Below are 23057 nucleotides of genomic sequence, written 5' to 3'. Positions count from 1 at the left end.
TAGGCCGCCATGTCCGAGACGTTGCTCAGTTCCCGCAATCTGGCTTTCGAGCTGTATGAAGTCCTCGATGCCGAGGGCCTGACCCAGCGTGAGCGTTTCGCCGAGCACAACCGCGAGACCTTCGATGCCGCCATCGGCACCGCCCGCAATATCGCCGAGAAGTTCTTCGCCCCGCACAACCGCAAGGGCGATGAGAACGAGCCGCGCTATGAGGACGGCCGGGCGATTCTGATTCCGGAAGTGAAACCGGCGGTGGATGCCTTCCTCGAAGCCGGTTTCCTCAACGCCGCGCGCAGTTTCGACGCGGGGGGCATGCAACTTCCTACACTACTGTCCCAGGCTTGCTTCGCGCATTTCCAGTCGGCCAACGCGGCGTCGACCTCCTACCCGTTCCTGACCATGGGCGCGGCCAACCTGATTGAAAGCTTCGGCACCGACGAGCAGAAGCAACGTTTTCTGCAGCCGATGATCGACGGTCGCTTCTTCGGCACCATGGCGCTGACCGAGCCCCACGCCGGCTCGTCACTGTCGGATATTCGTACCCGCGCCGAGCCGGCGTCCGACGGCACCTATCGACTCAAGGGCAACAAGATCTTCATCTCCGGCGGCGATCACCCGCTGTCGGAAAACATCGTGCACATGGTGTTGGCCAAGTTGCCGGACGCGCCGGCCGGGGTGAAGGGGATCTCGCTGTTTATCGTGCCCAAGTTCCTGGTCAACGATGACGGCAGTCTCGGCAAGCGCAACGATGTGCTGCTGGCCGGTTTGTTCCACAAGATGGGCTGGCGCGGCACCACCTCCACCGCGCTGAACTTCGGCGACAACGGTGAGTGTGTCGGCTATCTGGTGGGCAAGCCATACCATGGCTTGAGCTACATGTTCCAGATGATGAACGAGGCGCGGATCGGTGTCGGCATGGGCGCGGTGATGCTGGGCTACGCCGGGTATCTGTATTCCCTGGAATACGCCCGCGAGCGTCCGCAAGGTCGGGTGCCGGACAGCAAGGATCCGACCACCGCACCGGTGGCAATCATTCAGCACGCCGACGTCAAACGCATGCTGCTGACCCAGAAAGCCTACGTCGAAGGCGCGTTCGACCTGGGGTTGTACGCGGCGCGGCTGTTCGATGACACCACGACTCTTGAGAGCGAAGCCGAGCGCAAACAGGCCCATGAGCTGCTGGATTTGCTGACGCCGATCGTCAAATCCTGGCCGTCGGAGTTTTGCCTGAAGGCCAACGAACTGGCGATCCAGATTCTCGGCGGTCACGGCTACACCCGTGAATACCCGGTGGAACAGTATTACCGCGACAACCGCCTGAACCCGATCCATGAAGGCACCCACGGCATTCAGTCGCTGGACTTGCTGGGGCGCAAACTGGCGCAGAACGGTGGTGCGGGGCTCAAGCAATTGATCCGCCTGATCGCCGACACCGCCGCGCGGGCACAAGCGCATGAATCGTTGACCGCGTTGCGTGAACCACTGGAGAAACTGGTGGCTCGCCTGCAAACCGTGACCATCGGCCTGCTGACCGATCTGGCTCAAGGCAAGGTGAACAGCAGCCTGGCAAACTCGGCGCTGTACCTCAAAGTGTTCGGTCACACGGTGATCGGCTGGCGCTGGCTGGAACAGGCGATTCGCGCCGAGGAAGGGTTGGCCAAGGGGAATGCGGCGGATGTGAGCTTCTATAAAGGCAAGCTGCAGGCGGCGCGGTATTTCCTGACGTGGGAAGTGCCGGGTTGCCACCATGAACTGGCGATTCTTGAGGCTCGGGATGATGTGTGCCTGGGCATGCAGGATGAGTGGTTCTGACCCTGCCCTTGTGGTGCTGCTGAAATTCGCGAGCAAGCCCGCTCCCACACTCGATCGTAGGCGTTCACAAATGATGTGTTCGCCGCAGAATCAGTGTGGGAGCGGGCTTGCTCGCGAAGGCGTCAGTTCAGGCAGCACTTGGATCAGCTCAACCGAAACCCACCCATCTGCCGCGCCAGATCATCGGCCAGACGCTGCAACGTCTGACAGTCTTCACGGCAAGCCCTGACCTCCCCCGCCGTCGCCCGCGCCAGGTCGGAAATCCCCTGAACGTTGCGGTTGATCTCCTCGGTCACCGCCGACTGCTCTTCCGTCGCCGTCGCCACCTGATGGTTCATGTCGCTGATGTGCTCGACCTGCCCGGTAATCGCTGTCAACGATGCCCCGGTGCGCTGGCTCGACTCCACCCCCGTGCCGGTCGCCGCTTGCCCGGCGTGCATGGAAGACACCGCATGCTCCGCGCCCTGCTTGAGGCTGCCGATCATCTGCTGAATTTCGTCGGTGGACGACTGAGTCCTCCGCGCCAGGGTCCGCACTTCATCGGCCACCACCGCAAACCCGCGCCCCATGTCCCCGGCCCGCGCCGCTTCAATGGCGGCGTTGAGCGCCAGCAAATTGGTTTGCTCGGAAATCCCGCGAATCACCGCCAGCACCTGATCGATGGACGCCACCTGCTGGGCCAATTCGCCCACCGCCCTGGCGGCGATGCCGATCTCGTCGGACATGCTTTCGATGTGCCGGATCGATCCACCCACCACTTCCCGCGCCTGCAGCGCTTCATCCCGCGCGGTTTGCGAAGCGACCGCCGCGTGGCCGGCGTTCTGGGCGATTTCCTGCACGGTCAGCCCCATCTCATGAACGGCGGTGGCGACCATGTCGGTCATTTCCTGCTGACGCCCGGAACGCCCGGCGGTGTTGTCCACCACCCGCGCCACCTGGCCGACCGCCGTGCGCAAACGCTCACTGGTGGCCAGCACTTCGCCGATCATCTCGCGCTGACTTTCCAGGAACCGATTGAAGCCACGAGCCAGGTCTCCCAGCTCATCGGCGCGGCTGGAATCTAACCTGTGGGTCAAATCTCCACCACCGCTACCGATGGCAACCAACGCCGCTGTTACCTGACGAATCGGTCGCACCAATCCACGGGCCAGCAACACCACCAGCAACAGGCACACCAACGCCACCGCCAGACCAATGCCGCCGCTCATCCACATCGCCCGGCGAGCTTCGGCGTAGATCTGCGACTGCGGCACTTCGGCCACCAGGGTCCAGCCCAGCTCACGCAGCGGCAGGCTCAAGGCCAGAAACTCTTCGCCATCGCGGGCAAAACTGCTGCTGCCAGACGCGGTGGAGGTCATCACCGCTTGCGCCGCCGAAGCGCCGATCTGTTCGACCAGCGTACGTTTGCCGCTGAACTGCGCCTCGGGATGAACCTGGATCAAACCGTCGGAGCGCACGAGATAGACCTTGCCGCGCTCACCGAAGTTGAAGTTGTGGATCAGCTCCGACAGCTCTTTCATGCTCAGGCCCAGCCCGGCCACGCCCACGACTTTGCCGGCCTGTTCGACCTTGAGGTCGATGAACAGCGCCAACTCGCCAGTGGCGGTGTCATTGTCGATATTGAGGGTGCGCGGCTGATTGCTGTCGAGGAACGAATAGAACCAGGCGTCGCTGGGATTGGAGCGGCTGAGTGTGCGATCCAGGCCTTTTTCGGTGAAGTAATGGTTTGAAGCGGCGCCGATAATCAGCGCGGTAAAGGCTTTGTGCTCGGCGCGGATGCCTTCCAGGTAACTGACGAAAGCCGCGGTCTGGGCTGGGTTTTCGCCCCCTGCCAGCCAGTCACGCACCATGCTGTTACTGGCAATGTCCTTGGCGGCGGTGAGGGGTTGGACGAGGATGCGCTCGATGTCGTTGCGCATCGCTTGGATGCTCGACGGCAACGCCTGCTCGACCAGATAGCGCTGGGCGAGGCGGTTGACCACGAGGGTATAAATGCCAACCACGATCAGAATACTGACCAGCAGGGCGGTGCCCATGCTCAAGATCAACTGCCATTGAATACTGCGTCGCCAGAACTGCATGGAGCACCCCCAAAGAATAAAGGGCTGAAACACTGCAACAGCCATGCCGATTGTATACAACTAAATCGACAATTTATTCTTTGGTTGTGCGCAAAGCCCCTCAGGCCTGGTTGATCGTCTTGGCGATCACTTCAACCGTGGCGCTGACTTGCTCTTGGTAACGGTCGAGTTCCTGCTGGTGACGCTTTTGCATTTCGATCTGCTGCGAGCACAGATTCATCGCCGCCAGTACCAGCAAGCGGTCACCGATCAGCGTCGGGTATTTCTTTTTGGTCTCGGCCAGAGCGGCCTTCAACATTAATGCGGCGTCCAGCAGGGTCTGCTCTTCCCCGGCCGGCGCCTTGATCGAATAGTCCTCCCCCAGAATCGAGACGACTTTTACCCCTGCGGCGCCGTAACTCATGCGCTGACAGGGCCGGCGCTGACGCGCTCAACCAAGGCCTGGATGCGTGCGGCGGTGGCGCCTTGTTTCTCTTCCTGTTCCATCAGGCTCAGTTGCAGGCTTTCGTTTTCATCCTTGACCTGGGCCAGTTCCGCGCTCAGGGATTGGTTGGTGCCAAGCAGGGTCTGGTTCTGTTGCACCAGGTCGCTGACCAGTTGTTCCAATTGGCTTAGGGATGCTTCCAACATTTTGATTTCCGGGCATTTTCAAAGGGCGCGTACGATAAAGAAAAGTCACCGTGGATGCCAGGGTTATGCAGGCGCAAGGCCTTGATTTTCCTGGCGGGCAACCTTCCTCGCGAGTTTTAAAGACTGTGATTGGCGGATCTGGTTCCTGCACTTCGTCGCCGCGGCCCTTATGCGACAAATACGCGCAGCGCCTCAAGACTTTAGTCGTATGACCGATAAGTCATCCATACAACAGTCTCAGCCTCGCACGGATGCGCTTTTTTCGGTGAACACCATGTCCCTACGAAATATGAATATCGCCCCGCGGGCGTTCCTCGGTTTCACCTTGATTGGCGCCATGATGCTGATCCTGGGTGTGTTCGCCCTGAACCAGATGAGCAAGATTCGCGGCGCCGCCGAGGAGATCACCTCGAACAGCGTACCGAGCATCAAAAGCCTCGACGAATTCACTCAGCTGACCCTGCGCCTGCGTGTGCTGTCTTATCGCTTGTTGGTGAATCGTGAGCCGGACGTCCAGCAAAAAACCATCGAGCTGCTGGAAACCCGTAACCAGCAGATTCGAGCGGCGCAGGCGAGCTACGAAAAGTTGATCGCCAGCCCGCAGGAACGTGCAGCCTATGATCAGTATGTGCAACTGCTGGGTCAGTACCGCCAGATCGAAGACCGGATGAAGAGCCTGTCGCGCAACAATCAGGTCGACGAACTGCGCACGCTGCTCAACACCGATTTGCTGAACAACTCTGAAGCCATCAACACCGTGCTCAACCGCTTGCTGGAGATCAACACCCAGCAGACTGTCGACACCAACCAGCAAGCCGCCGACCAGTACTCCTCGGCCTTTAACCTGGTGGTGACCCTGCTGGTGATCGCCACCGGCCTGACCCTGCTGTTCGCCTGGCTGCTGACCAACAGCATCACCAAGCCGATCGCCAACGCCCTGAGCGCCGCCGAAGAAATCGCCGAAGGCAACCTGACGCGCCCGATCACGGTCGACGGTGCAGACGAAGCCGGTCGTCTGCTGGCCGCCATGGCGAAGATGCAGGAAAAACTGCGCGACACCCTGCAACGGATTTCCGGTTCGGCCACGCAACTGGCGTCCGCCGCGGAAGAGCTCAACAGTGTCACCGACGAAAGCGCCCGTGGCCTGACCCAGCAGAACAACGAAATCGAACAGGCCGCCACCGCCGTCAACGAAATGACCAGCGCCGTGGAAGAAGTCGCGCGTAATGCCGTGAGCACCTCTGAAGCCTCGAAAAACGCCACCACTTCGGCGGGCGACGGTCGTGACCTGGTGCAGGAAACCGTCAGTGCCATCGAGCGCATGAGCGCTGACGTACAGAGCACCGCCACTCTGATCGGCGATCTGGCCAACGAGTCGCGAGACATCGGCAAAGTGCTGGACGTGATTCGCGGCCTGGCCGACCAGACCAACCTGTTGGCGTTGAACGCTGCCATCGAAGCGGCCCGTGCCGGTGAAGCCGGCCGTGGTTTTGCGGTGGTTGCCGACGAAGTGCGGGCCCTGGCCCATCGCACCCAGCAGTCGACCAGCGAAATCGAACGCATGATCGGCAGCATCCAGAGCGGTACCGAACACGCCGTGGATTCGATGCGCAACAGCACCGAGCGTGCCGAATCGACCTTGAACATCGCCCGTGGTGCCGGCCTGTCGCTGGATACCATCAACAGCGCCATCGTCGAAATCAACGAGCGCAACCTGGTGATCGCCAGCGCGGCCGAAGAGCAGGCGCAAGTGGCCCGTGAAGTGGACCGCAATCTGGTGAACATTCGCGACCTGTCGGTGCAATCGGCCACCGGTGCCAACCAGACGAGTGCGGCCAGCAACGAACTGTCGCGCCTGGCGCTGGACCTGAACAACATGGTTGGGCGATTCAGCCTGTAACGGCTGCCCCCCTGTGGCGAGGGGGCTTGCCCCCGTTCGGCTGCGAAGCAGTCGCAATTGACCCACGCGTTGAACCTGGCGCACCGCAGCGCCGGTTTGGGGGTCGCTGCGCGACCCAACGGGGGCAAGCCCCCTCGCCACAGGGGATGATCGCCGTCAAAAGCTTTTTGACAGCATCACATTTCAACAGGTTAGAATCGCTGGCACGCGGACTGCATGGTCAGTTTGCGCCCGCCTTTACGCTTCTGGAGTACTGCCTTTGAATGCGACGACCATCAACAGCCTGTTCTTGATCGGCGCGTTGCTGGTAGGTGCGAGCATTCTGGTGAGCTCACTTTCATCGCGCCTCGGGATCCCGATTCTGGTGATCATCCTCGCGGTGGGCATGTCGGCCGGTGTCGACGGTGCCGGCATTATTTTCGATAACTACCCCACGGCTTATCTGGTCGGCAACCTCGCCCTGGCGGTGATCCTGCTCGACGGCGGCTTGCGTACCCGGGTGGCGAGTTTTCGCGTGGCGTTATGGCCGGCGCTGTCGCTGGCCACGGTCGGGGTGCTGATCACCACCGGGCTGACTGGCATGGCCGCCGCGTGGTTGTTCAATCTGAACCTGATTCAAGGCCTGCTGATCGGCGCCATCGTCGGCTCCACCGATGCCGCGGCCGTGTTCTCGCTGCTCGGCGGCAAAGGCCTGAACGAACGGGTGAGCGCAAGCCTGGAAATCGAATCCGGCAGCAACGACCCGATGGCGGTGTTTCTCACCGTCACCCTGATCGACATGCTCGCCAGCGGCCAGACCGGCCTGCACTGGAGCCTGCTCGGGCACTTGCTGCGTGAGTTCGGTATTGGCGGCGTCATCGGCCTCGGCGGCGGTTGGCTGATGCTGCAACTGGTCAACCGTATCCACCTGGCCACCGGCCTTTATCCGATTCTGGTGATTGCCGGCGGCCTGGTGGTATTTGCCCTGACCAACGCCCTGCACGGCAGCGGCTTTCTGGCGGTGTACCTGTGCGGTCTGGTGATCGGCAACCGCCCGGTGCGCAGCCGTCACGGCATTTTGCATATGCTCGACGGCATGGCGTGGCTGGCCCAGATCGGCATGTTCCTGGTGCTGGGGCTGCTGGTCACGCCCCATGACCTGCTGCCGATTGCTTTGCCGGCGCTGGGCCTGGCGCTGTGGATGATTCTGTTCGCCCGCCCGCTGTCGGTGCTGGCTGGCCTGCTGCCCTTCAAAGCGTTCCATGGACGCGAAAAAGCATTCATTTCCTGGGTCGGTTTGCGCGGCGCCGTCCCGATCATTCTGGCGGTGTTCCCGCTGATGGCGGGGCTGCCCAATGCTCAGCTGTATTTCAACCTGGCGTTCTTTATCGTGCTGGTGTCGCTGTTGGTGCAGGGCACAAGCCTGCCGTGGGTCGCCAAGCTTTTGAAAGTGACCGTCCCGCCGGAGCCCCTGCCGATCTCCCGATCGGCGCTGGAAGTGCATGTCACCAGCGAGTGGGAGCTGTTCGTGTATCGCCTCGGTGCCGAGAAATGGTGCATCGGCTCCCCCCTTCGCGATCTGAAAATGCCCGAAGGCACCCGTATCGCGGCCCTGTTTCGTGGCCAGCAACTGCTCCATCCGTCGGGTAGTACGGTGCTCGAAGTCGATGATTTGCTCTGCGTGATCGGCCACGAACACAACCTTCCGGCGCTCGGAAAACTCTTCAGCCAGGCACCTCAACGGGGGCTGGATTTGCGTTTCTTCGGCGACTTCGTACTCGAAGGAGACGCCCAGCTGGGCGCGGTTGCGGCCCTGTACGGGTTGAAAGTCGAGGGCATCGACCCGAACATGTCCCTGGGCCATTTCATTGCCCAGAAAGTGGGGGGTGCTCCAGTCGTCGGTGACCAGGTGGAGTGGAACAACACCCTCTGGACCGTCGCGGTCATGGAAGGGAACAAGATTGGGAAAGTGGGCGTCAGATTCCCCGAAGGAAGTCGCCCCGGCCCCGGCCTGTTCCTCTAAACTCCACACTTCGTCTCGTTTTCGATCGGTCTCTATGTCAACTCTGCGCACCTTTTTCATCATGGCCCTGCTGGGCTTGAGTCTTTCCATCAACACGCTGCAAGCCGCCGAGCCGCCGTCCAGCGAAGCCGTGCAGGCGAGCCTGGACAAAATCGCCGAGCGCAAACTGCCGGAGGCCGATCAGAAAGCCCTGCAAGCGATCCTGCAGAGCACGCTCACCCAGCTCAACAACCGGCGTGATTACGATCAGAAACTGATCAATCTCAAGCAGCAGTTGACCAACGCTCCAAGGCAGAACATCGAGAACCAGCGCGAGCTGACCCGCCTCAAGGCCACCAAAGTGGTGCCGGTGGCGCAACGCTATACCAAAGAATCCATCCAGCAGCTGGAGCAACTGCTCACTGAGCGTTCCACCCAGCAAAGCGATCTGCAAAAAGCCCTGGCCGAAGCGAACAGCCTGATCATCACCGCCCAGACCCGCCCCGAGCGCGCCCAGGCTGAAATCTCCGCCAGCCAGACGCGCATCCAGCAGATCAACAACACCCTCAAGCTCGGCAAGGACAGCGGCAAACTCTTGTCCCCGGAGCAACGCGATCAGCTCAACGCCGAACTCTCGGCGCTGAACGCCTTGATCCCGTTGCGGCGCCAGGAACTGGCCGGCAACAGCCAGTTGCAGGACCTGGGCAACAGCCAGCATGACTTGTTGTCGGAAAAATCCGATCGCCTGGATCAGGAGATCCAGGACCTGCAAACCCTGATCAACCAGAAACGCCTGGCCCAGTCGCAAGAGACAGTGACCCAACAGTCGATCGAAGCGCAGAAGGCTGGCGGCAGCAGCCTGCTGGCCACCGAAAGCGCGGCCAACCTGAAACTCTCCGACTACTTGCTCAAAAGTACCGACCGCCTCAACGAAGTCACTCAACAGAACCTGCAGACCAAGCAGCAACTGGACAGCGTGACCCAGAGCGATTCGGCGCTGGACGAACAGATCAACGTGCTCAAGGGCAGCCTGCTGCTCTCCAAGATTCTCTACAAACAGAAACAGGCCCTGCCGCGCCTCAAGCTCGACCGCGACCTGGCCGATCAGATTGCCGACATTCGCCTGTATCAGTTCGAAGTCAGTCAGCAACGGGAACTGCTCAGCAACCCGACCACCTATGTCGACAACCTGCTGGCCACTCAACCGCCAGAGCAAGTCACCCCGCAACTGCGCAAGAGCCTGCTGGAACTGGCCACCACCCGCGCGGACCTGTTGGAGCGTTTGAATCGCGAACTGAGCGCGGTGCTCAACGAATCCATCACGTTGCAACTCAATCAGAAACAACTGCTCAGCACCGCGCAAAGTCTGCGGGCTACGCTGGACGAGCAGATGTTCTGGATTCCCAGCAACAAGCCGCTGGATATTGAGTGGATGCACGGCGTGCCGGAACGCTTGCAACGCCAGGTCACGACCCTGCCGTGGGCTTCGAGCCTGAGTGAATTGACCGACGGCCTGACACAGCGACCGCTGCTGTTCCTGCCGCTGGCCTTGCTGATCGGCGCGCTGCTGTGGCGCCGCAAAAATCTCTATGCCCGCCTGAACAAAGTTCACCAGGACATCGGCCATTTCAAGCGCGACAGCCAGTGGCACACCCCGCAAGCGATTCTGATCAACATCCTGCTGGCGATGCCGGTCTCCCTGGGCCTGGCCTTGTGCGGCCTGGCCCTGCAGATCGACGCCCGCGGGCAGAACGCCAATATGGGTGCGGCGCTGTTGCAAATGGCCCAGGCCTGGCTGGTGTTCTACACCGCCTACCGCATCCTCGCGCCGGGTGGCGTGGCCGAACTGCATTTCCGCTGGGAAAAACCCCAGGTCGAATTCCTTCAAGGCTGGATCCGCCGGCTCGGGCTGGTGGTGATGGCCCTGGTGACCGTGGTGGCGGTCGCCGAACTGCAACCGGCGGCACTGGCCGATGACGTGCTCGGCATGCCGGTGGTGCTGACCTGCTATGCCTTGATGGCCTGGCTGCTCAGCCGCCTGCTGGTCAGCAGCCCGACCCACGAAAACGCCTCGCTGTTCCGCAAGGCCGTGGGAGTCATGTTCACCGTTCTGCCGATCGCGCTGTTCGTCGCCGTATGCTTCGGCTACTACTACACCGCGCTGAAACTCAGCGACCGGTTGATCAACACCCTGTACCTGCTGATGTTCTGGCTGGTGATCGAAGCCACCTTCGTGCGCGGCCTCAGCGTTGCGGCGCGGCGCCTGGCCTATCAGCGCGCCCTGGCCAAACGCCAGGCCGCCAAAGAGGCCGGCGATGGCGAGGCGGTGATCGAAGAACCGACTCTGGACATCGAGAAAGTCAACGAACAGTCCTTGCGACTGATCCGCCTGGCCCTGCTCGGCGGCTTCATCGCGGCGCTGTACTGGGTCTGGTCGGACCTGATCTCGGTGTTCTCGTACCTGGACAACATCACCCTCTACGAATACACCAGCGGCACCGGCGCCAACATGAGCATGGTGCCGATCAGCATCGGCGACATGCTCGGCGCGCTGATCATCATCGGCATCACCTTCGCGCTGGCGCGCAACCTGCCGGGTCTGCTGGAAGTGTTTGTGCTGTCCAAGCTCAACCTGGCCCAGGGCAGCTCCTACGCCACGACCACGTTGCTGTCCTATGTGATCGCCGGTGTCGGTTTCGTCTCGACCCTGTCCACGCTCGGCGTGAGCTGGGACAAGTTGCAATGGCTGGTGGCGGCGCTGTCGGTGGGCCTGGGTTTCGGCATGCAGGAAATCTTCGCCAACTTCATCTCCGGCATCATGATCCTGTTCGAACGTCCGGTGCGGATCGGCGACACCATCACCATCGGCAACCTGTCGGGCACGGTGAGCAAGATCCGCATCCGCGCCACGACCATCACCGACTTCGACCGCAAGGACATCATCGTTCCGAACAAGACGTTCATCACCGGGCAACTGATCAACTGGTCGCTGACCGACACCATCACCCGGGTGACCCTCAAGCTGGGCGTCGACTACGGCTCGGACCTGGACCTGGTCAAAGAGTTGCTGCTCAAGGCGGCCCGGGATAACCCGCGCGTGCTGAAGGACCCGGAACCCCACGTGTACTTCCTCAACTTCGGCGAAAGCACCCTCGACCACGAGTTGCGCATGCATGTGCGCGACCTGGGCGACCGTAACCCGGTGCTCGATGAGGTCAACCGCTTCATCAATCGCGAGTTCAAGAAGCAGCACATCAACATCTCGTTCCGGCAGATGGAGGTCTACCTCAAGAACCTTCAGGGCCAGGAATACAAAATGGTGCCGGTCGAACCGGAAACCAAAACCATTGTGCCGATGCCTGCCAGCAAACCGCGGCAAGAGCCGCCGCCTGTGGAACTCGACTAAGCGCGCTATCCCTAGCAGAATGCTCGGACATTCTGCTGGAGATGGCCGTTGAAAGCCCTCGACGAACTGACCTTCGATAATCGCTTCGCCCGCCTGGGCGACGCGTTCTCAACCCATGTGCTGCCCGAGCCCATCGCCGCGCCGCGACTGGTGGTCGCCAGTCCCGCCGCCATGGCGTTGCTGGATCTGGACCCGGCCGAGGCCGAGACACCGGTGTTCGCCGAGCTGTTCGGTGGCCACAAGCTGTGGGCCGAAGCCGAGCCGCGGGCGATGGTCTACTCCGGGCATCAATTCGGCTCCTACAACCCGCAGTTGGGCGACGGGCGCGGCCTGTTGCTGGGCGAGGTCTATAACGAAGCCGGCGAGCATTGGGACCTGCACCTCAAGGGTGCCGGTCAGACGCCGTATTCACGCATGGGCGATGGACGCGCGGTGTTGCGTTCGTCGATCCGCGAGTTTCTCGCCTCCGAAGCCCTGCATGCCCTGAACATTCCCACCACGCGCGCACTGTGCGTGATCGGCTCCGACACACCGGTCTGGCGTGAGAAACAGGAACGCGCAGCCATGGTCTTGCGCCTGTCACCGAGCCATGTGCGCTTCGGGCATTTCGAATTCTTCTACTACACCAAGCGCCCCGAACAGCAGAAAACGCTCGGCGAGCACGTGCTGGCCATGCACTTCCCACACTGCCTGGAACAGCCGGAACCGTACCTGGCAATGTTCCGCGAAATCGTCGAGCGCAATGCCGAGCTGATCGCCAAATGGCAGGCCTACGGGTTCTGCCACGGCGTGATGAACACCGACAACATGTCGATCCTGGGCATCACTTTCGACTTCGGCCCGTTCGCCTTCCTCGACGACTTCGACGCCCATTTCATCTGCAACCACTCCGATGACCAGGGCCGTTATTCCTTCAGCAACCAGGTGCCGATCGGCCAGTGGAACCTCAGCGCCCTCGCCCAGGCCCTGACGCCATTCATCAGCGTCGAAGCCCTGCGCGAAACCCTCGGCCTGTACCTGCCACTGTTCCAGGCCCACTACCTGGACCTGATGCGCCGCCGCCTCGGCCTTACTACCGCCGAAGACGACGACCAGAAACTGCTGGAGCACCTGCTGCAACTGATGCAGAACAGCGGCGTCGATTACAGCCTGTTTTTCCGCCGCCTGGGCGATGAGTCACCGGAACTGGCTGTCGCCCGTCTGCGCGATGACTTTGTCGACATCAAGGGCTTCGATGCGTGGGGCGAGCTTTACGCCGCCCGGGTTGCCCGTGAAGGCGTGATTGATCAGGAGCAGCGCCGCAAACGAATGCATGCGGTGAACCCGCTGTACATCCTGCGCAATTACCTGGCGCAAAAAGCTATCGATGCGGCGGAAAGCGGCGACTATTCAGAAGTTCGTCGACTGCACGCGGTACTGAGCAATCCGTTCGAGGAGCAGCCGGGGATGGAGAGCTACGCCGAGCGGCCACCGGAATGGGGCAAGCATCTGGAGATCAGTTGTTCGTCGTGAGACTGAACAACACTGAATATTCAGACGGGTGCTCGCCGGCGCTTTTGGTCATAGGCTTCGATAGGGTCGCCTATGATGTCCACCAGGTTATTGCGTACAAACTTGCGCCTTGATAAACATCATTTCCGACTCCAGATCAGTTCCATAGATTGCCTACTCATCCGGAACCCGATCATGACCGACCCACTCCTCATCCCCTGCCCCCACTGCAACGGCCTGAACCGCATCCCCGCCGAACGCGTCAACGATCATCCAAAGTGCGGCCGCTGCAAGGCCGAGGTCTTGCTGAGCAAGCCGTTCGAATTGACGCAAGGCGATTACGCCAGTCAGATCAAGGGTGACCTGCCGTTGCTGGTGGATGTGTGGGCGGATTGGTGCGGGCCGTGCAAGTCGTTTGCACCGGTGTTCGAGCAGGCGGCGGGGCAATTGGCGGGCAAGTGTCGGCTGGCCAAGCTGGACAGCGAGGCGAATCAGCAGTTGTCGGCGCAGTTGGGGATTCGCTCGATCCCGAGCCTGATTCTGTTCAGGAACGGTCGGGAAGTGGCTCGTCAGAGCGGGGCCTTCCCGTTGCCGCAGTTGATGAGCTGGTTGCGCAGTCAGGGGATTTGAAAACTACACGAGGCCAAATGTGGGAGCGGGCTTGCTCGCGAAAGCGGTCTATCAATCAACGATGATGTTGACTGTTATGGCCCCTTCGCGAGCAAGCCCGCTCCCCCATGGGGTCCGCGCCAACAACAGCGATTCAGGTATTTTCCAGCAGAGCGTGCAGGTCGACGAATTGCTGGGTCAACTTGTGTCGCGGGTCGAGGTGGATCAGTGGCGTGTTGGCCTGGTGGGATTCGCGCATGCGCACCGAACTGGCCAGGTACACCGGCAGCACCGGCAGCCCTTCGGCGATCAGTTCGTCGAGGATTTGCTGCGGCAGGCTGGCGCGGGCCTGGAACTGATTGACGACGATACCTTCGACTTCCAGCCCTTCATTGTGGTCGTCCTTCAACTCTTCGATTTCCGCCAGCAGGCCATACAGCGCCTGGCGCGAGAAGCTGTCGCAGTCGAAGGGGATCAGCACACGATCAGCGGCGATCAAGGCCGAGACGGCATAGAAATTCAGCGCTGGCGGGGTGTCGAGGTAGATCCGGTCGTAATCGCCGTCCAGTTCCTCGAGCAATTTACGCAGCTTGTTGATCTTGTGTTTGGCCTCAAGCTTGGGCTGCAGGTCAGCCAGTTCGGCGGTGGCGGTGATGACGTGGAGGTTATCGAACGGGGTTTCGTAGATGTCGACCTGGTTTTTCTTGGAGAACGGCCCGGAAGACAGGGTCTGCTTGAAGAAGTCGGCAATGCCCATCGGGATATCATCACCGGTGAGCCCCGTCAGGTATTGAGTGGAGTTGGCCTGGGCATCGAGATCCACCAAGAGCGTGCGATAGCCTTCGCTGGCGCTGACCGCCGCCAGATTGCAGGCAATGCTTGATTTGCCCACGCCACCTTTCTGATTGAACACCACGCGCCGCATGTCTAAACCTCCGTGTATCAAAGAATGATCGAGTGTAGTAGTCCACGACGCTGCTTCGCTACCTTGCCGGCATAGGGACTACACAGTCATCGGTAAATCTCCGGTAGAAAAAGCCGCCAACTCGTCCATTAATAGCCGATACAGCCGACAGACATATTTGCCGCACCGTGGATAATGGCCAAACGACAGCTTTTTTCGCGAACCAGACGGTACATTTTATTGCGCAAAATGTAACCAGCATTTGCTACACGCCCGCAGCACCGGGATAATGCGCGCCACTGGGCGTTAAGCGCCATGTCAGGTCAGCCGCGGCTTTGCGACTCACCGCGTCAAAGGAAGCCCGCAGGGGCGGGATGAATGTCTGTGATCAACTTCAACATCGCCCAATGGCGCGCGTGGGCCCCTGGGCTTGAAAGCGTGGATGATTGGCAGGCCTGGAGCCGACAACCGGTCGTGCTCGAACCCAGCGATGCCGCCCCCGATGTGTCGTTTCTGCCGGCCATGCAGCGCCGGCGACTCAGCCGTCTGGCGCGGATGGCGTTCAGTGTCGGCTGGCCCTTGGCTGATGGTCGTCCCAACCTGCCGTTGGTCTTTATTTCTCGCCACGGCGAAACCCCGCGCACCTTCGAGATTCTCAGCGATCTGGCGACCGACCAGCCATTGTCGCCCACCCAGTTCAGCCTGTCGGTGCACAACGCGGTGATCGGCTTGTGGTCGATCATGCGCGGCGAAACCAGCGAAATGACCGCCATTGCCGCGGCCGGCGATGGCCTTGAACACGGCATGCTAGAGGCCGCGGCGCTGCTTGAGGAAGGCGCGCCCGCGGTACTGCTGGTCGTCACCGAAGAACAACCACCCGCCGCCTACTCGGCCTGGATCGATGATGTGCCGTTTCCTTACGCGGTCGGCCTGCTGATCACTCCCGGTAATCAGTGGCAGCTGTCGCTGAACAGCACCTCGCAAGCGTTGTCCAAAACCCACTGGCCGCATGCCCTGAATCTGATGCCTACCCTGCTCGGCCAGCAGACTACCTGCCAACATGCCTGGAAAAATCGTGTATGGACCTGGCAACGCAACCCGTAACCGATAAAAACCGCGACGCCTACTACTGGCGCCTGCTGGCCACTGCCGCAAGCTTCACCCTGTTCGGGTTGAGCAGCCTGTGCCTGCGACTGGTGGTGTTCCCGCTGTTGAATTGCCTGCCGGGAGGCGCCCAGGCCCATCGTCAGCGAGCTCGGCAGACGGTCAGCCGGTGTTTCTGGTTTTTCATTCGTTTCATGGCGCGCAGCGGTGTGCTGACCTATGACATACAAGGGGCGGAAAAACTCGGACGGCCAGGCCAGATGATCGTCGCCAACCACCCATCGCTGATCGATGTGGTGTTTTTGATCGGGCTGGTGCGCCACGCCAATTGCGTGGTCAAGAAAAGCCTCTGGGAAAACCCGTTCACCCGCGGTCCGCTACGCTGTACCGAATACATCAGCAACGATGGCAGCATGGACATGCTCGACGCCGCTGCCGATGCGCTGAAAAGCGGTCAGACCCTGATCATTTTCCCCGAGGGCACCCGGACCCAACCCGGCCAACCGCCGGCCTTTCATCGGGGGGCGGCGGCAATCGCCCTGCGCGGTGCGAGAATCCTCACCCCGGTGATCATCAAGGTCAACCCGACCACATTGACCAAGGCCGAACCCTGGTATCGGATCCCCAAACGCCGCGTGCACTTCAGTTTCCGCGTCGGGGCCGATATAGATCCACAGGCCTTCGCTACGCAGGGGCCTGCGCCCCAGGCCTCGCGCAAGCTCAATGATTATTTGCACCATTACTTTATTAAGGAGCTCGCCGAAGATGAGCGATCTACACCGTGAAATCAAAGAACTGATCATCGAAGCCCTGGGCCTGGAAGACATCAGCGTCGACGACATCGGCGACGACCAGACGCTGTTCGGCGAAGGCTTGGGCCTGGACTCGGTAGACGCGCTGGAACTCGGCCTGGCGATCCAGAAAAAGTACGGCATCAAGATCGATGCCGACGCCAAAGACACCCGTAAACACTTCAGCAACGTGGCGAGCCTTGCGGCGTTCGTCAGTGCAACACAGGCAGCTTGAGACCGGACCATGCAAACTCGTGACGATATTTTCAACACCCTGCGCGATGCTCTGGTCGAACTCTTCGAGCTGGACCCCACGCGCATCAGTCTGGAATCCAACCTGTACCAGGATCTGGAAATCGACAGCATCGATGCGGTCGACCTGATCGATCACATCAAACGCCAGACCGGCAAGAAAATCGCCGCCGAAGAATTCAAGTCGGTGCGCACCGTCAGCGACGTGGTCGAGGCGGTCTACCGTCTGGTTCAACCCGCCGCATGAGCCGACTGATCGGCCTTGGCCTGCTGCTCGCAGGCCTGCTGTACCCCTTTGCGGTGTATTTCGGCATGGAGCACTTCGCCCCGTGGCAGTTCGGTCTGCTGCTGGGCAGCCTGTGGCTGGCGCGAGCCCTGACCGGCAAGCGGCGGCCCGGCAGCCTGTGGATGGCCACGGTCGCCATCGGGTTCTGCCTGCTGCTGGCAGTATTCGATAGCCCGGTGCTGCTGCGCTGGTACCCGGTGCTGATCAGCGCGTTCATGCTGGTGCTGTTCAGTCTCAGCCTGAAGTACGGCCCGCCGATGGTCGAACGCCTGGCCCGCCTGCGAGAGCCGGAGTTACCGGCCAGGGCCATTCGCTACACCCGCCAGGTGACAATTGCCTGGAGCGTGTTTTTTCTTTGCAACGGTTTGTGCGCCGCCGCCCTGACCCTTTGGGCGCCGCTGAGCTGGTGGATGTTGTACACCGGCCTGATCTCCTATGGATTGATCGGCCTGATGTTCGCCATTGAATGGCTCATACGACAACGGGTACGAGGCCACCCATGAATTGGATAAAACTTGAGCAACTGTTGCTCAAGGCTCAGCCGGAGCGTGCCGTGACGGCCGAACCGGCGTTGAATCACGCGCAATTGTGCGACCAGGCCCTGAGCCTGGCTGCCGGCCTGCAAGCTCAGGGTGTGCAGCGCATCGCCGTGCACCTTGAAGACGCCGCCGACCTGGCCATTGCCCTGCTCGGCGCCTGGCGCGCCGGAGTCAGCGTGCTGTTGCCCGCCGACCTGCAAGCCCAGACGCGCCAGCGCTGGTCGACCGAAGTCGATTTGTGGCTGACCGATCAGGCCGATGATGCACACCTGAGCGATTATCGGCATCCGCCGCTGCCGGCCAACCCGCTGGACCTGGATCGCTGTCAGTTGAGCCTGTGCACCTCCGGCTCCAGTGGCGAACCCAAGCGCATCGACAAAACCCTGCGCCAACTGGCCAATGAAGTCGAAGCGCTGGAGCAGCTGTGGGGCGCAGATCTGGGCCAATCCTGCATCATCGGCAGCGTCGCCACCCAGCACATCTACGGGTTGCTGTTTCGGGTGTTGTGGCCGTTGTGCGCCGGGCGTTCGTTCGTGCGCAAGCAACTGGCGTTCCCGGAAGACTTGCAACGGGCCAGCCGCGAACACCAGGCCTTCGCCTGGGTCGCCAGCCCGGCGCTGCTCAAGCGCATGGGCGACAACCTCGACTGGCCAGCGCTGAGCGCGGTACGCCGGGTGTTTTCCTCCGGTGGCGCGTTGCCCGCCGAAGCGGCGCAGAGCCTGCACCAACGCCTGCAACAATGGCCGACGGAAATCTTCGGCAGCTCGGAAACCGGTGGCATCGCCTGGCGTCAGGGCCAGAATCTCTGGCAGCCCTTTGCCGGCGTAGAGCTGAGCCAGGACAGTGACGGTGCCCTGCTGATCGCATCGCCGTACTTGCCGGCCGGCTACATCGAACACACCGCCGATGCCGCGCGCATCACCGCCGACGGCCGTTTCGAGCTGCTGGGGCGGCTGGACCGAATCGTCAAACTGGAAGAAAAACGCATCTCGCTACCCATGCTTGAACACGCGCTGATGGCGCACGCCTGGGTCGCCGAAGCGCGCCTGGGCGTGGTACAGGAAAACCGCGCCTCATTGGGGGCGTTGCTGGTGCTCAGCGAGCAAGGTATGCATGCGCTGCGCAATCAGGGGCGACGCAGCCTCACTCAAGCCCTGCGTCAGCATTTGAGCCAGCATTGTGAAACCCTGGCCTTGCCACGACGCTGGCGCCTGTTGCGGCAACTGCCGCTGAACGCGCAAGGCAAGCTTCCTCAGGCCGAGGTTGAAGCCTTGCTGCTGGCACCCCGCCCAAAGGTACCGCAAGTGCTGGAGCAACTCGAAGTCGACGGCGAGTGGAGCCTGCAACTGGCCGTCCCGCCGGACCTGGCATATTTCAGCGGGCACTTTCCCCGGGCGCCGGTATTGCCCGGCGTGGTGCAGGTGGACTGGGCTCTGAGCCTGGGCCAGCAATTGATGGACCTGCCGGCAAAATTCGCCGGCATGGAAGTGCTGAAGTTCCAGCAACTGGTGCGCCCCGGCGATGAAATCCAGTTGCACCTGCGCTTCGACCCGGTGCGCGGAAAATTGTATTTCGCCTATCGCAACGAAGCCGCCACCTGCTCCAGCGGGCGGATTTTGCTGGAGGCTGCCGGCGATGCATAACCCCTGCGCCATAATCCCGGTCTACAACCACGAAACCGCCATCACTGCCGTGGTCGATGCGCTGCTTGCCTATGGCCTGCCCTGCATTCTGGTGGACGATGCCAGCAGTCCTGCCTGTGCCAAAGTGCTGGACCAACTCGCTCAACGCGACAGGGTTTACCTGATCCGGCTCACCGTCAATCAGGGCAAAGGCGGCGCGGTGATGACCGGTCTGCGGGAGGCTTCGCGCCTGGGCTTCAGCCATGCCTTGCAGGTGGACGCCGACGGCCAGCACGACCTGCAAGACGTCAAAGTCTTCATCGAATGCTCACGCAACCATCCCGAGGCGGTGATCTGCGGCTATCCGCAATACGACGCCAGCGTGCCGAAAGGCCGTTTGTACGCACGCTACCTGACTCACGTCATGGTCTGGATCAACACCCTGTCGCTGCAGATTCGCGACTCGATGTGCGGTTTCCGTGTCTATCCATTACCACCGACCCTGGCTCTGATCGACTCGACCAGGATCGGCAAACGCATGGACTTCGACTCCGACATCCTGGTGCGCCTGGCCTGGCGCAATCTGCCGATGCAGTGGCTGAAGACCAGGGTCCATTACCCTCTGGATGGCGTTTCACATTTCCGGCTGTTCTACGACAACATACTGATCACGAGCATGCACACCCGGCTGTTCTTCGGCATGTTACTGCGGGCGCCGGTGATCCTCTGGCGACGGTGGCGGGCATGAACGGCAACGCAGACAAACAGCACTGGGCCGATCGCCAGGAGCGCGGCAGCTTCTGGTTGATGAAGTTCACCGCACTCTGCGCAAAAGTCTTGGGCCGCCGACTGTTGAGCCCGCTGCTGTACGGCATCGTGCTGTACTTTTTCCTGTTCGGGCGCAGCGCCCGCCAAAGCGCCTGGCAATACCAGCAGCGGCTCGCCGACTGGAGCGCTCGCACTGAGTTGCGCCCGACCCATTGGCGGGTGTTCGGCCAGTTCATGGCCTTCGCCGATTCCATGCTCGACAAACTGGACGTGTGGAACGGCAAGCTGAGCATCGAGCAGATCGAAATCATCGACCCGGCGTTGCTGCGCAATAAACTGCGCGGCACCCGCGGGCAGATGCTGGTGGGCGCACACCTGGGCAATCTCGAGGTCTGCCGGGCACTGGCCGAGATCGGCGAGAAAGTCACCATGAACGTGCTGGTGCACACCAAGCACGCCGAACAGTTCAACCGTCTGCTGGGCGAAGCCGGGGCGACCAATCTGCGGCTGATTCAGGTCAGCGAGCTCGACCCGATGATCATGCTGCAACTGCATGAACGCCTGGAACGCGGCGAATGGCTGGCAATTGCCGGCGACCGCGTGCCGTTGCATGGCGGGCGCAGTGTGACGGTGGATTTTCTCGGCCATCAGGCAGCCTTTCCCCAGGGTCCGTGGCTGCTGGCCGGCCTGCTGAAATGCCCGGTCAATCTGTTGCTGTGCCTGAAGAAACCCACGGGCGACTATCGACTGACCCTCGAGCCGTTCACCGAGGCAGTGGTGTGGAAACGCAGCGACCGCGAACAGGTCATTCATCAGTGGGCCTCCCGCTACGCCGAACGCCTGGGTCACTATTGCCTCGAAGCGCCCCAACAATGGTTCAACTTTTACCCTTTCTGGAAGACCGATGACGACGCCAACGCTTGAGCCGGTAACCTTCGGCGAACTCCCTTTGCGCATCGAAGACGTGCTGGCCCTGGCCAACCGTCAGGTGCCGACGCAGTTGCAGGGCGACTCCGCGTTTCGCCAGCGCATTGCCAAGGGCCCGCAGTTCCTTGACTCCCTGCTGGACAAGGAAGGCGTGATCTATGGCGTGACCACCGGTTATGGTGATTCCTGCGTCGTCGCGGTACCGCTGCACCACGTCGAGGCGTTGCCTCGTCATCTGTACACGTTCCACGGTTGCGGCCTGGGCAAACTGCTCGATGCCCAGGCTACCCGCGCGGTGCTGGCGGCGCGTTTGCAGTCGCTGTGCCAAGGTGTGTCCGGGGTGCGCGTGGAACTGCTGGAACGCCTGCAAGCGTTCCTCGAACACGACATCCTGCCGTTGATTCCGGAAGAAGGCTCGGTAGGCGCCAGCGGCGATCTGACGCCGCTGTCCTACGTCGCCGCGACCTTGTCCGGCGAGCGCGAAGTGATGTTCCGCGGCGAACGCCGGCAAGCGGCCGATGTGCACAGGGAACTGGGTTGGCAGCCGCTGGTATTGCGCCCCAAAGAAGCACTGGCGCTGATGAATGGCACCGCCGTCATGACCGGCCTCGCCTGCCTGGCTTACGCCCGCGCCGATTACCTGCTGCAACTGGCCACGCGCATCACCGCGCTGAACGTGGTCGCGTTGCAGGGCAACCCGGAACACTTCGACGAGCGCCTGTTCGCCGCCAAACCCCATCCGGGGCAAATGCAAGTCGCCGCATGGCTGCGCAAGGATCTGGCGATCGATGCGCCGACCGCGCCACTGCATCGCCTGCAGGACCGTTACTCCCTGCGCTGCGCGCCGCACGTGCTCGGTGTGCTGGCCGACAGCCTGAACTGGCTGCGCTCGTTCATCGAGATCGAACTCAACAGCGCCAACGACAACCCGATCATCGACGCCGAAGCCGAACGCGTGCTGCACGGCGGGCACTTCTATGGCGGCCACATCGCGTTCGCCATGGACAGCCTGAAAAACCTGGTGGCCAACGTTGCCGACTTGCTCGACCGTCAACTCGCGCTGCTGGTGGACGAGCGTTACAACCATGGTTTGCCGAGCAACCTGTCCGGCGCCCCCGCCGACCGCGCGATGCTCAACCACGGCTTCAAGGCTGTGCAGATCGGCACCAGTGCCTGGACCGCCGAAGCCCTGAAAAACACCATGCCGGCCAGCGTTTTCTCGCGCTCCACCGAGTGCCACAACCAGGATAAGGTCAGCATGGGCACCATCGCCGCCCGCGATGCGATCCGCGTGTTGGAGCTGACCGAACAGGTTGCCGCCGCCACGCTACTGGCGGCCAATCAAGGCGTGTGGCTGCGCGGCCAGGCTGAAGACGCGCGCCCACTGCCACCGGCCCTGGCCGCGATGCACGAAGAATTGGCCAAAGATTTCCCGCCGGTGATCGAAGACCGTGCCCTGGAAGGCGAATTGCGCCTGTGCCTGCAACGCATCGCCGAGCAACACTGGAGGCTGCATGCGTAGCAAGGGAGTGCTTCACACCGATACGGAAATCCTCGTCCCGTTCTTTGACGTCGACACCATGAACGTGGTCTGGCACGGCCATTACGTCAAATACCTGGAAGTCGCCCGCTGTGCGTTGCTGGACAGGATCGGCCACAACTACGACGCCATGGTTGCGTCGGGTTACGCCTGGCCGGTGATCGACTTGCAGCTGCGTTATGTGCGTGGTGCCGTGTTCGGCCAGAAGCTGAATGTGCGCGCCAGTCTGGTGGAATGGGAAAACCGCCTGAAGATCAATTACCTGATCAGCGATCTCGCAACCGGCGAACGTCTGACCCGCGCTGTTTCAGTACAGGTTGCCGTCGACATGAGCCGCCGCGAAATGCAGTTGGCTTCGCCCAAGGTGTTTACCGACGCGGTTGAAAGGGTGCTGCCATGAATTTGCGATTCCTT

General features: G+C 61.5%; 20 protein-coding genes and 2 pseudogenes. 17 read left to right on the top strand and 5 right to left on the bottom strand.

The window, feature by feature from the left end; all coding sequences use genetic code 11:
• Positions 1-9: 9 nt before the first annotated feature.
• Positions 10-1812 (top strand): acyl-CoA dehydrogenase, encoded by a 1803-nt coding sequence (locus PSH64_RS02340; RefSeq protein ID WP_305479811.1) that lies wholly within the window; start codon positions 10-12, stop codon positions 1810-1812.
• A gap of 143 nt (positions 1813-1955) precedes the next feature.
• Here the strand turns inward: PSH64_RS02340 and PSH64_RS30365 are convergent, their stop codons facing one another.
• From PSH64_RS30365 to PSH64_RS02325, 4 genes and pseudogenes are all read right to left on the bottom strand, one after another.
• Positions 1956-2663 (bottom strand): methyl-accepting chemotaxis protein, encoded by a 708-nt coding sequence (locus PSH64_RS30365; RefSeq protein ID WP_370694471.1) that lies wholly within the window; start codon positions 2661-2663, stop codon positions 1956-1958.
• Positions 2664-2867: 204 nt separating this feature from the next.
• A pseudogene (locus PSH64_RS30360) lies at positions 2868-3731 on the bottom strand (cache domain-containing protein); the annotation flags it as partial.
• Between the two features lie 262 nt (positions 3732-3993).
• Positions 3994-4296: a cell division protein ZapA gene (locus PSH64_RS02330; RefSeq protein WP_007903196.1), complete on the bottom strand. Its 303-nt coding sequence runs from the start codon at positions 4294-4296 to the stop codon at positions 3994-3996.
• The gene (locus PSH64_RS02325; protein WP_007903194.1) at positions 4293-4523 is read right to left on the bottom strand and encodes a hypothetical protein; all 231 of its coding nucleotides are present in this window, start codon (positions 4521-4523) and stop codon (positions 4293-4295) included. The genes PSH64_RS02330 and PSH64_RS02325 overlap by 4 nt, the downstream gene beginning before the upstream one ends.
• A 169-nt stretch (positions 4524-4692) precedes the next feature.
• Here PSH64_RS02325 and PSH64_RS30355 point away from each other — a divergent pair.
• From PSH64_RS30355 to trxC, 6 genes and pseudogenes are all read left to right on the top strand, one after another.
• A pseudogene (locus PSH64_RS30355) lies at positions 4693-5520 on the top strand (MCP four helix bundle domain-containing protein); the annotation flags it as partial.
• A gap of 30 nt (positions 5521-5550) precedes the next feature.
• A complete protein-coding gene (locus PSH64_RS30350; RefSeq protein ID WP_370694470.1) occupies positions 5551-6423 on the top strand; it encodes a methyl-accepting chemotaxis protein in 873 nt (290 codons plus the stop codon).
• A 259-nt stretch (positions 6424-6682) separates the two neighbouring features.
• A complete protein-coding gene (locus tag PSH64_RS02315) occupies positions 6683-8425 on the top strand; it encodes a potassium/proton antiporter (RefSeq protein ID WP_105340549.1) in 1743 nt (580 codons plus the stop codon).
• A 34-nt stretch (positions 8426-8459) separates the two neighbouring features.
• Positions 8460-11810 (top strand): mechanosensitive channel MscK, encoded by a 3351-nt coding sequence (gene mscK, locus PSH64_RS02310; protein WP_105340550.1) that lies wholly within the window; start codon positions 8460-8462, stop codon positions 11808-11810.
• Positions 11811-11858: 48 nt separating this feature from the next.
• Positions 11859-13322: a protein adenylyltransferase SelO gene (selO, locus tag PSH64_RS02305; protein ID WP_305479809.1), complete on the top strand. Its 1464-nt coding sequence runs from the start codon at positions 11859-11861 to the stop codon at positions 13320-13322.
• A 174-nt stretch (positions 13323-13496) separates the two neighbouring features.
• Positions 13497-13931, top strand: a complete 435-nt coding sequence (trxC, locus tag PSH64_RS02300) for a thioredoxin TrxC (protein WP_305479808.1) — start codon at positions 13497-13499, stop codon at positions 13929-13931.
• Between the two features lie 133 nt (positions 13932-14064).
• On the opposite strand, the gene PSH64_RS02295 is transcribed toward trxC, so the two are convergent.
• Positions 14065-14835, bottom strand: a complete 771-nt coding sequence (locus tag PSH64_RS02295; RefSeq protein ID WP_105340553.1) for a ParA family protein — start codon at positions 14833-14835, stop codon at positions 14065-14067.
• A 357-nt stretch (positions 14836-15192) separates the two neighbouring features.
• Here PSH64_RS02295 and PSH64_RS02290 point away from each other — a divergent pair, with 357 nt between their 5' ends.
• Genes PSH64_RS02290 through PSH64_RS02245 form a run of 10 tightly spaced genes read left to right on the top strand, consistent with a single transcriptional unit; the run spans position 15193 to position 23043 of the window.
• A complete protein-coding gene (locus PSH64_RS02290) occupies positions 15193-15918 on the top strand; it encodes a beta-ketoacyl synthase chain length factor (RefSeq protein WP_105340554.1) in 726 nt (241 codons plus the stop codon).
• A complete protein-coding gene (locus tag PSH64_RS02285) occupies positions 15894-16703 on the top strand; it encodes a 1-acyl-sn-glycerol-3-phosphate acyltransferase (RefSeq protein WP_105340555.1) in 810 nt (269 codons plus the stop codon). Before PSH64_RS02290 ends, PSH64_RS02285 begins: the two co-directional genes overlap by 25 nt.
• Complete coding sequence (locus PSH64_RS02280) at positions 16684-16944, top strand: phosphopantetheine-binding protein (RefSeq protein ID WP_105340556.1); 261 nt, start codon at positions 16684-16686, stop codon at positions 16942-16944. Before PSH64_RS02285 ends, PSH64_RS02280 begins: the two co-directional genes overlap by 20 nt.
• Positions 16945-16953: 9 nt before the next feature.
• Complete coding sequence (locus PSH64_RS02275) at positions 16954-17208, top strand: acyl carrier protein (RefSeq protein WP_105340557.1); 255 nt, start codon at positions 16954-16956, stop codon at positions 17206-17208.
• A complete protein-coding gene (locus tag PSH64_RS02270) occupies positions 17205-17750 on the top strand; it encodes a hypothetical protein (RefSeq protein WP_105340558.1) in 546 nt (181 codons plus the stop codon). Before PSH64_RS02275 ends, PSH64_RS02270 begins: the two co-directional genes overlap by 4 nt.
• Complete coding sequence (locus PSH64_RS02265) at positions 17747-19429, top strand: acyl-CoA synthetase family protein (RefSeq protein ID WP_105340559.1); 1683 nt, start codon at positions 17747-17749, stop codon at positions 19427-19429. Before PSH64_RS02270 ends, PSH64_RS02265 begins: the two co-directional genes overlap by 4 nt.
• The gene (locus PSH64_RS02260; RefSeq protein ID WP_305479806.1) at positions 19422-20156 is read left to right on the top strand and encodes a glycosyltransferase family 2 protein; all 735 of its coding nucleotides are present in this window, start codon (positions 19422-19424) and stop codon (positions 20154-20156) included. The genes PSH64_RS02265 and PSH64_RS02260 overlap by 8 nt, the downstream gene beginning before the upstream one ends.
• Positions 20153-21100, top strand: a complete 948-nt coding sequence (locus tag PSH64_RS02255) for a glycosyl transferase (RefSeq protein ID WP_305479805.1) — start codon at positions 20153-20155, stop codon at positions 21098-21100. The genes PSH64_RS02260 and PSH64_RS02255 overlap by 4 nt, the downstream gene beginning before the upstream one ends.
• The gene (gene hutH / locus PSH64_RS02250; protein WP_105340562.1) at positions 21081-22625 is read left to right on the top strand and encodes a histidine ammonia-lyase; all 1545 of its coding nucleotides are present in this window, start codon (positions 21081-21083) and stop codon (positions 22623-22625) included. The genes PSH64_RS02255 and hutH overlap by 20 nt, the downstream gene beginning before the upstream one ends.
• The gene (locus PSH64_RS02245; RefSeq protein WP_105340563.1) at positions 22618-23043 is read left to right on the top strand and encodes a thioesterase family protein; all 426 of its coding nucleotides are present in this window, start codon (positions 22618-22620) and stop codon (positions 23041-23043) included. Before hutH ends, PSH64_RS02245 begins: the two co-directional genes overlap by 8 nt.
• Positions 23044-23057 lie beyond the last annotated feature (14 nt).

This window comes from Pseudomonas sp. FP1742, assembly GCF_030687145.1.
In the GTDB taxonomy this organism is placed as follows: Bacteria; Pseudomonadota; Gammaproteobacteria; order Pseudomonadales; family Pseudomonadaceae; genus Aquipseudomonas; species Aquipseudomonas frederiksbergensis_D.
The sequence above is the reverse complement of the archived record's forward strand: the minus strand, read 5'-3'. Positions and strand labels throughout refer to the sequence as shown.

Bases quoted from the DNA above. Each gene is read 5' to 3' on its own strand.
- PSH64_RS02340 (WP_305479811.1), top strand. From the start codon at position 10: ATGTCCGAGACGTTGCTCAGTTCCCGCAATCTGGCTTTCGAGCTGTAT.
- PSH64_RS30365 (WP_370694471.1), bottom strand. From the start codon at position 2,663: ATGGGGCTGACCGTGCAGGAAATCGCCCAGAACGCCGGCCACGCGGCG.
- PSH64_RS02330 (WP_007903196.1), bottom strand. From the start codon at position 4,296: ATGAGTTACGGCGCCGCAGGGGTAAAAGTCGTCTCGATTCTGGGGGAG.
- PSH64_RS02325 (WP_007903194.1), bottom strand. From the start codon at position 4,523: ATGTTGGAAGCATCCCTAAGCCAATTGGAACAACTGGTCAGCGACCTG.
- PSH64_RS30350 (WP_370694470.1), top strand. From the start codon at position 5,551: ATGGCGAAGATGCAGGAAAAACTGCGCGACACCCTGCAACGGATTTCC.
- mscK (WP_105340550.1), top strand. From the start codon at position 8,460: ATGTCAACTCTGCGCACCTTTTTCATCATGGCCCTGCTGGGCTTGAGT.
- trxC (WP_305479808.1), top strand. From the start codon at position 13,497: ATGACCGACCCACTCCTCATCCCCTGCCCCCACTGCAACGGCCTGAAC.
- PSH64_RS02295 (WP_105340553.1), bottom strand. From the start codon at position 14,835: ATGCGGCGCGTGGTGTTCAATCAGAAAGGTGGCGTGGGCAAATCAAGC.
- PSH64_RS02290 (WP_105340554.1), top strand. From the start codon at position 15,193: ATGTCTGTGATCAACTTCAACATCGCCCAATGGCGCGCGTGGGCCCCT.
- PSH64_RS02285 (WP_105340555.1), top strand. From the start codon at position 15,894: ATGGACCTGGCAACGCAACCCGTAACCGATAAAAACCGCGACGCCTAC.
- PSH64_RS02280 (WP_105340556.1), top strand. From the start codon at position 16,684: ATGAGCGATCTACACCGTGAAATCAAAGAACTGATCATCGAAGCCCTG.
- PSH64_RS02275 (WP_105340557.1), top strand. From the start codon at position 16,954: ATGCAAACTCGTGACGATATTTTCAACACCCTGCGCGATGCTCTGGTC.
- PSH64_RS02270 (WP_105340558.1), top strand. From the start codon at position 17,205: ATGAGCCGACTGATCGGCCTTGGCCTGCTGCTCGCAGGCCTGCTGTAC.
- PSH64_RS02265 (WP_105340559.1), top strand. From the start codon at position 17,747: ATGAATTGGATAAAACTTGAGCAACTGTTGCTCAAGGCTCAGCCGGAG.
- PSH64_RS02260 (WP_305479806.1), top strand. From the start codon at position 19,422: ATGCATAACCCCTGCGCCATAATCCCGGTCTACAACCACGAAACCGCC.
- PSH64_RS02255 (WP_305479805.1), top strand. From the start codon at position 20,153: ATGAACGGCAACGCAGACAAACAGCACTGGGCCGATCGCCAGGAGCGC.
- hutH (WP_105340562.1), top strand. From the start codon at position 21,081: ATGACGACGCCAACGCTTGAGCCGGTAACCTTCGGCGAACTCCCTTTG.
- PSH64_RS02245 (WP_105340563.1), top strand. From the start codon at position 22,618: ATGCGTAGCAAGGGAGTGCTTCACACCGATACGGAAATCCTCGTCCCG.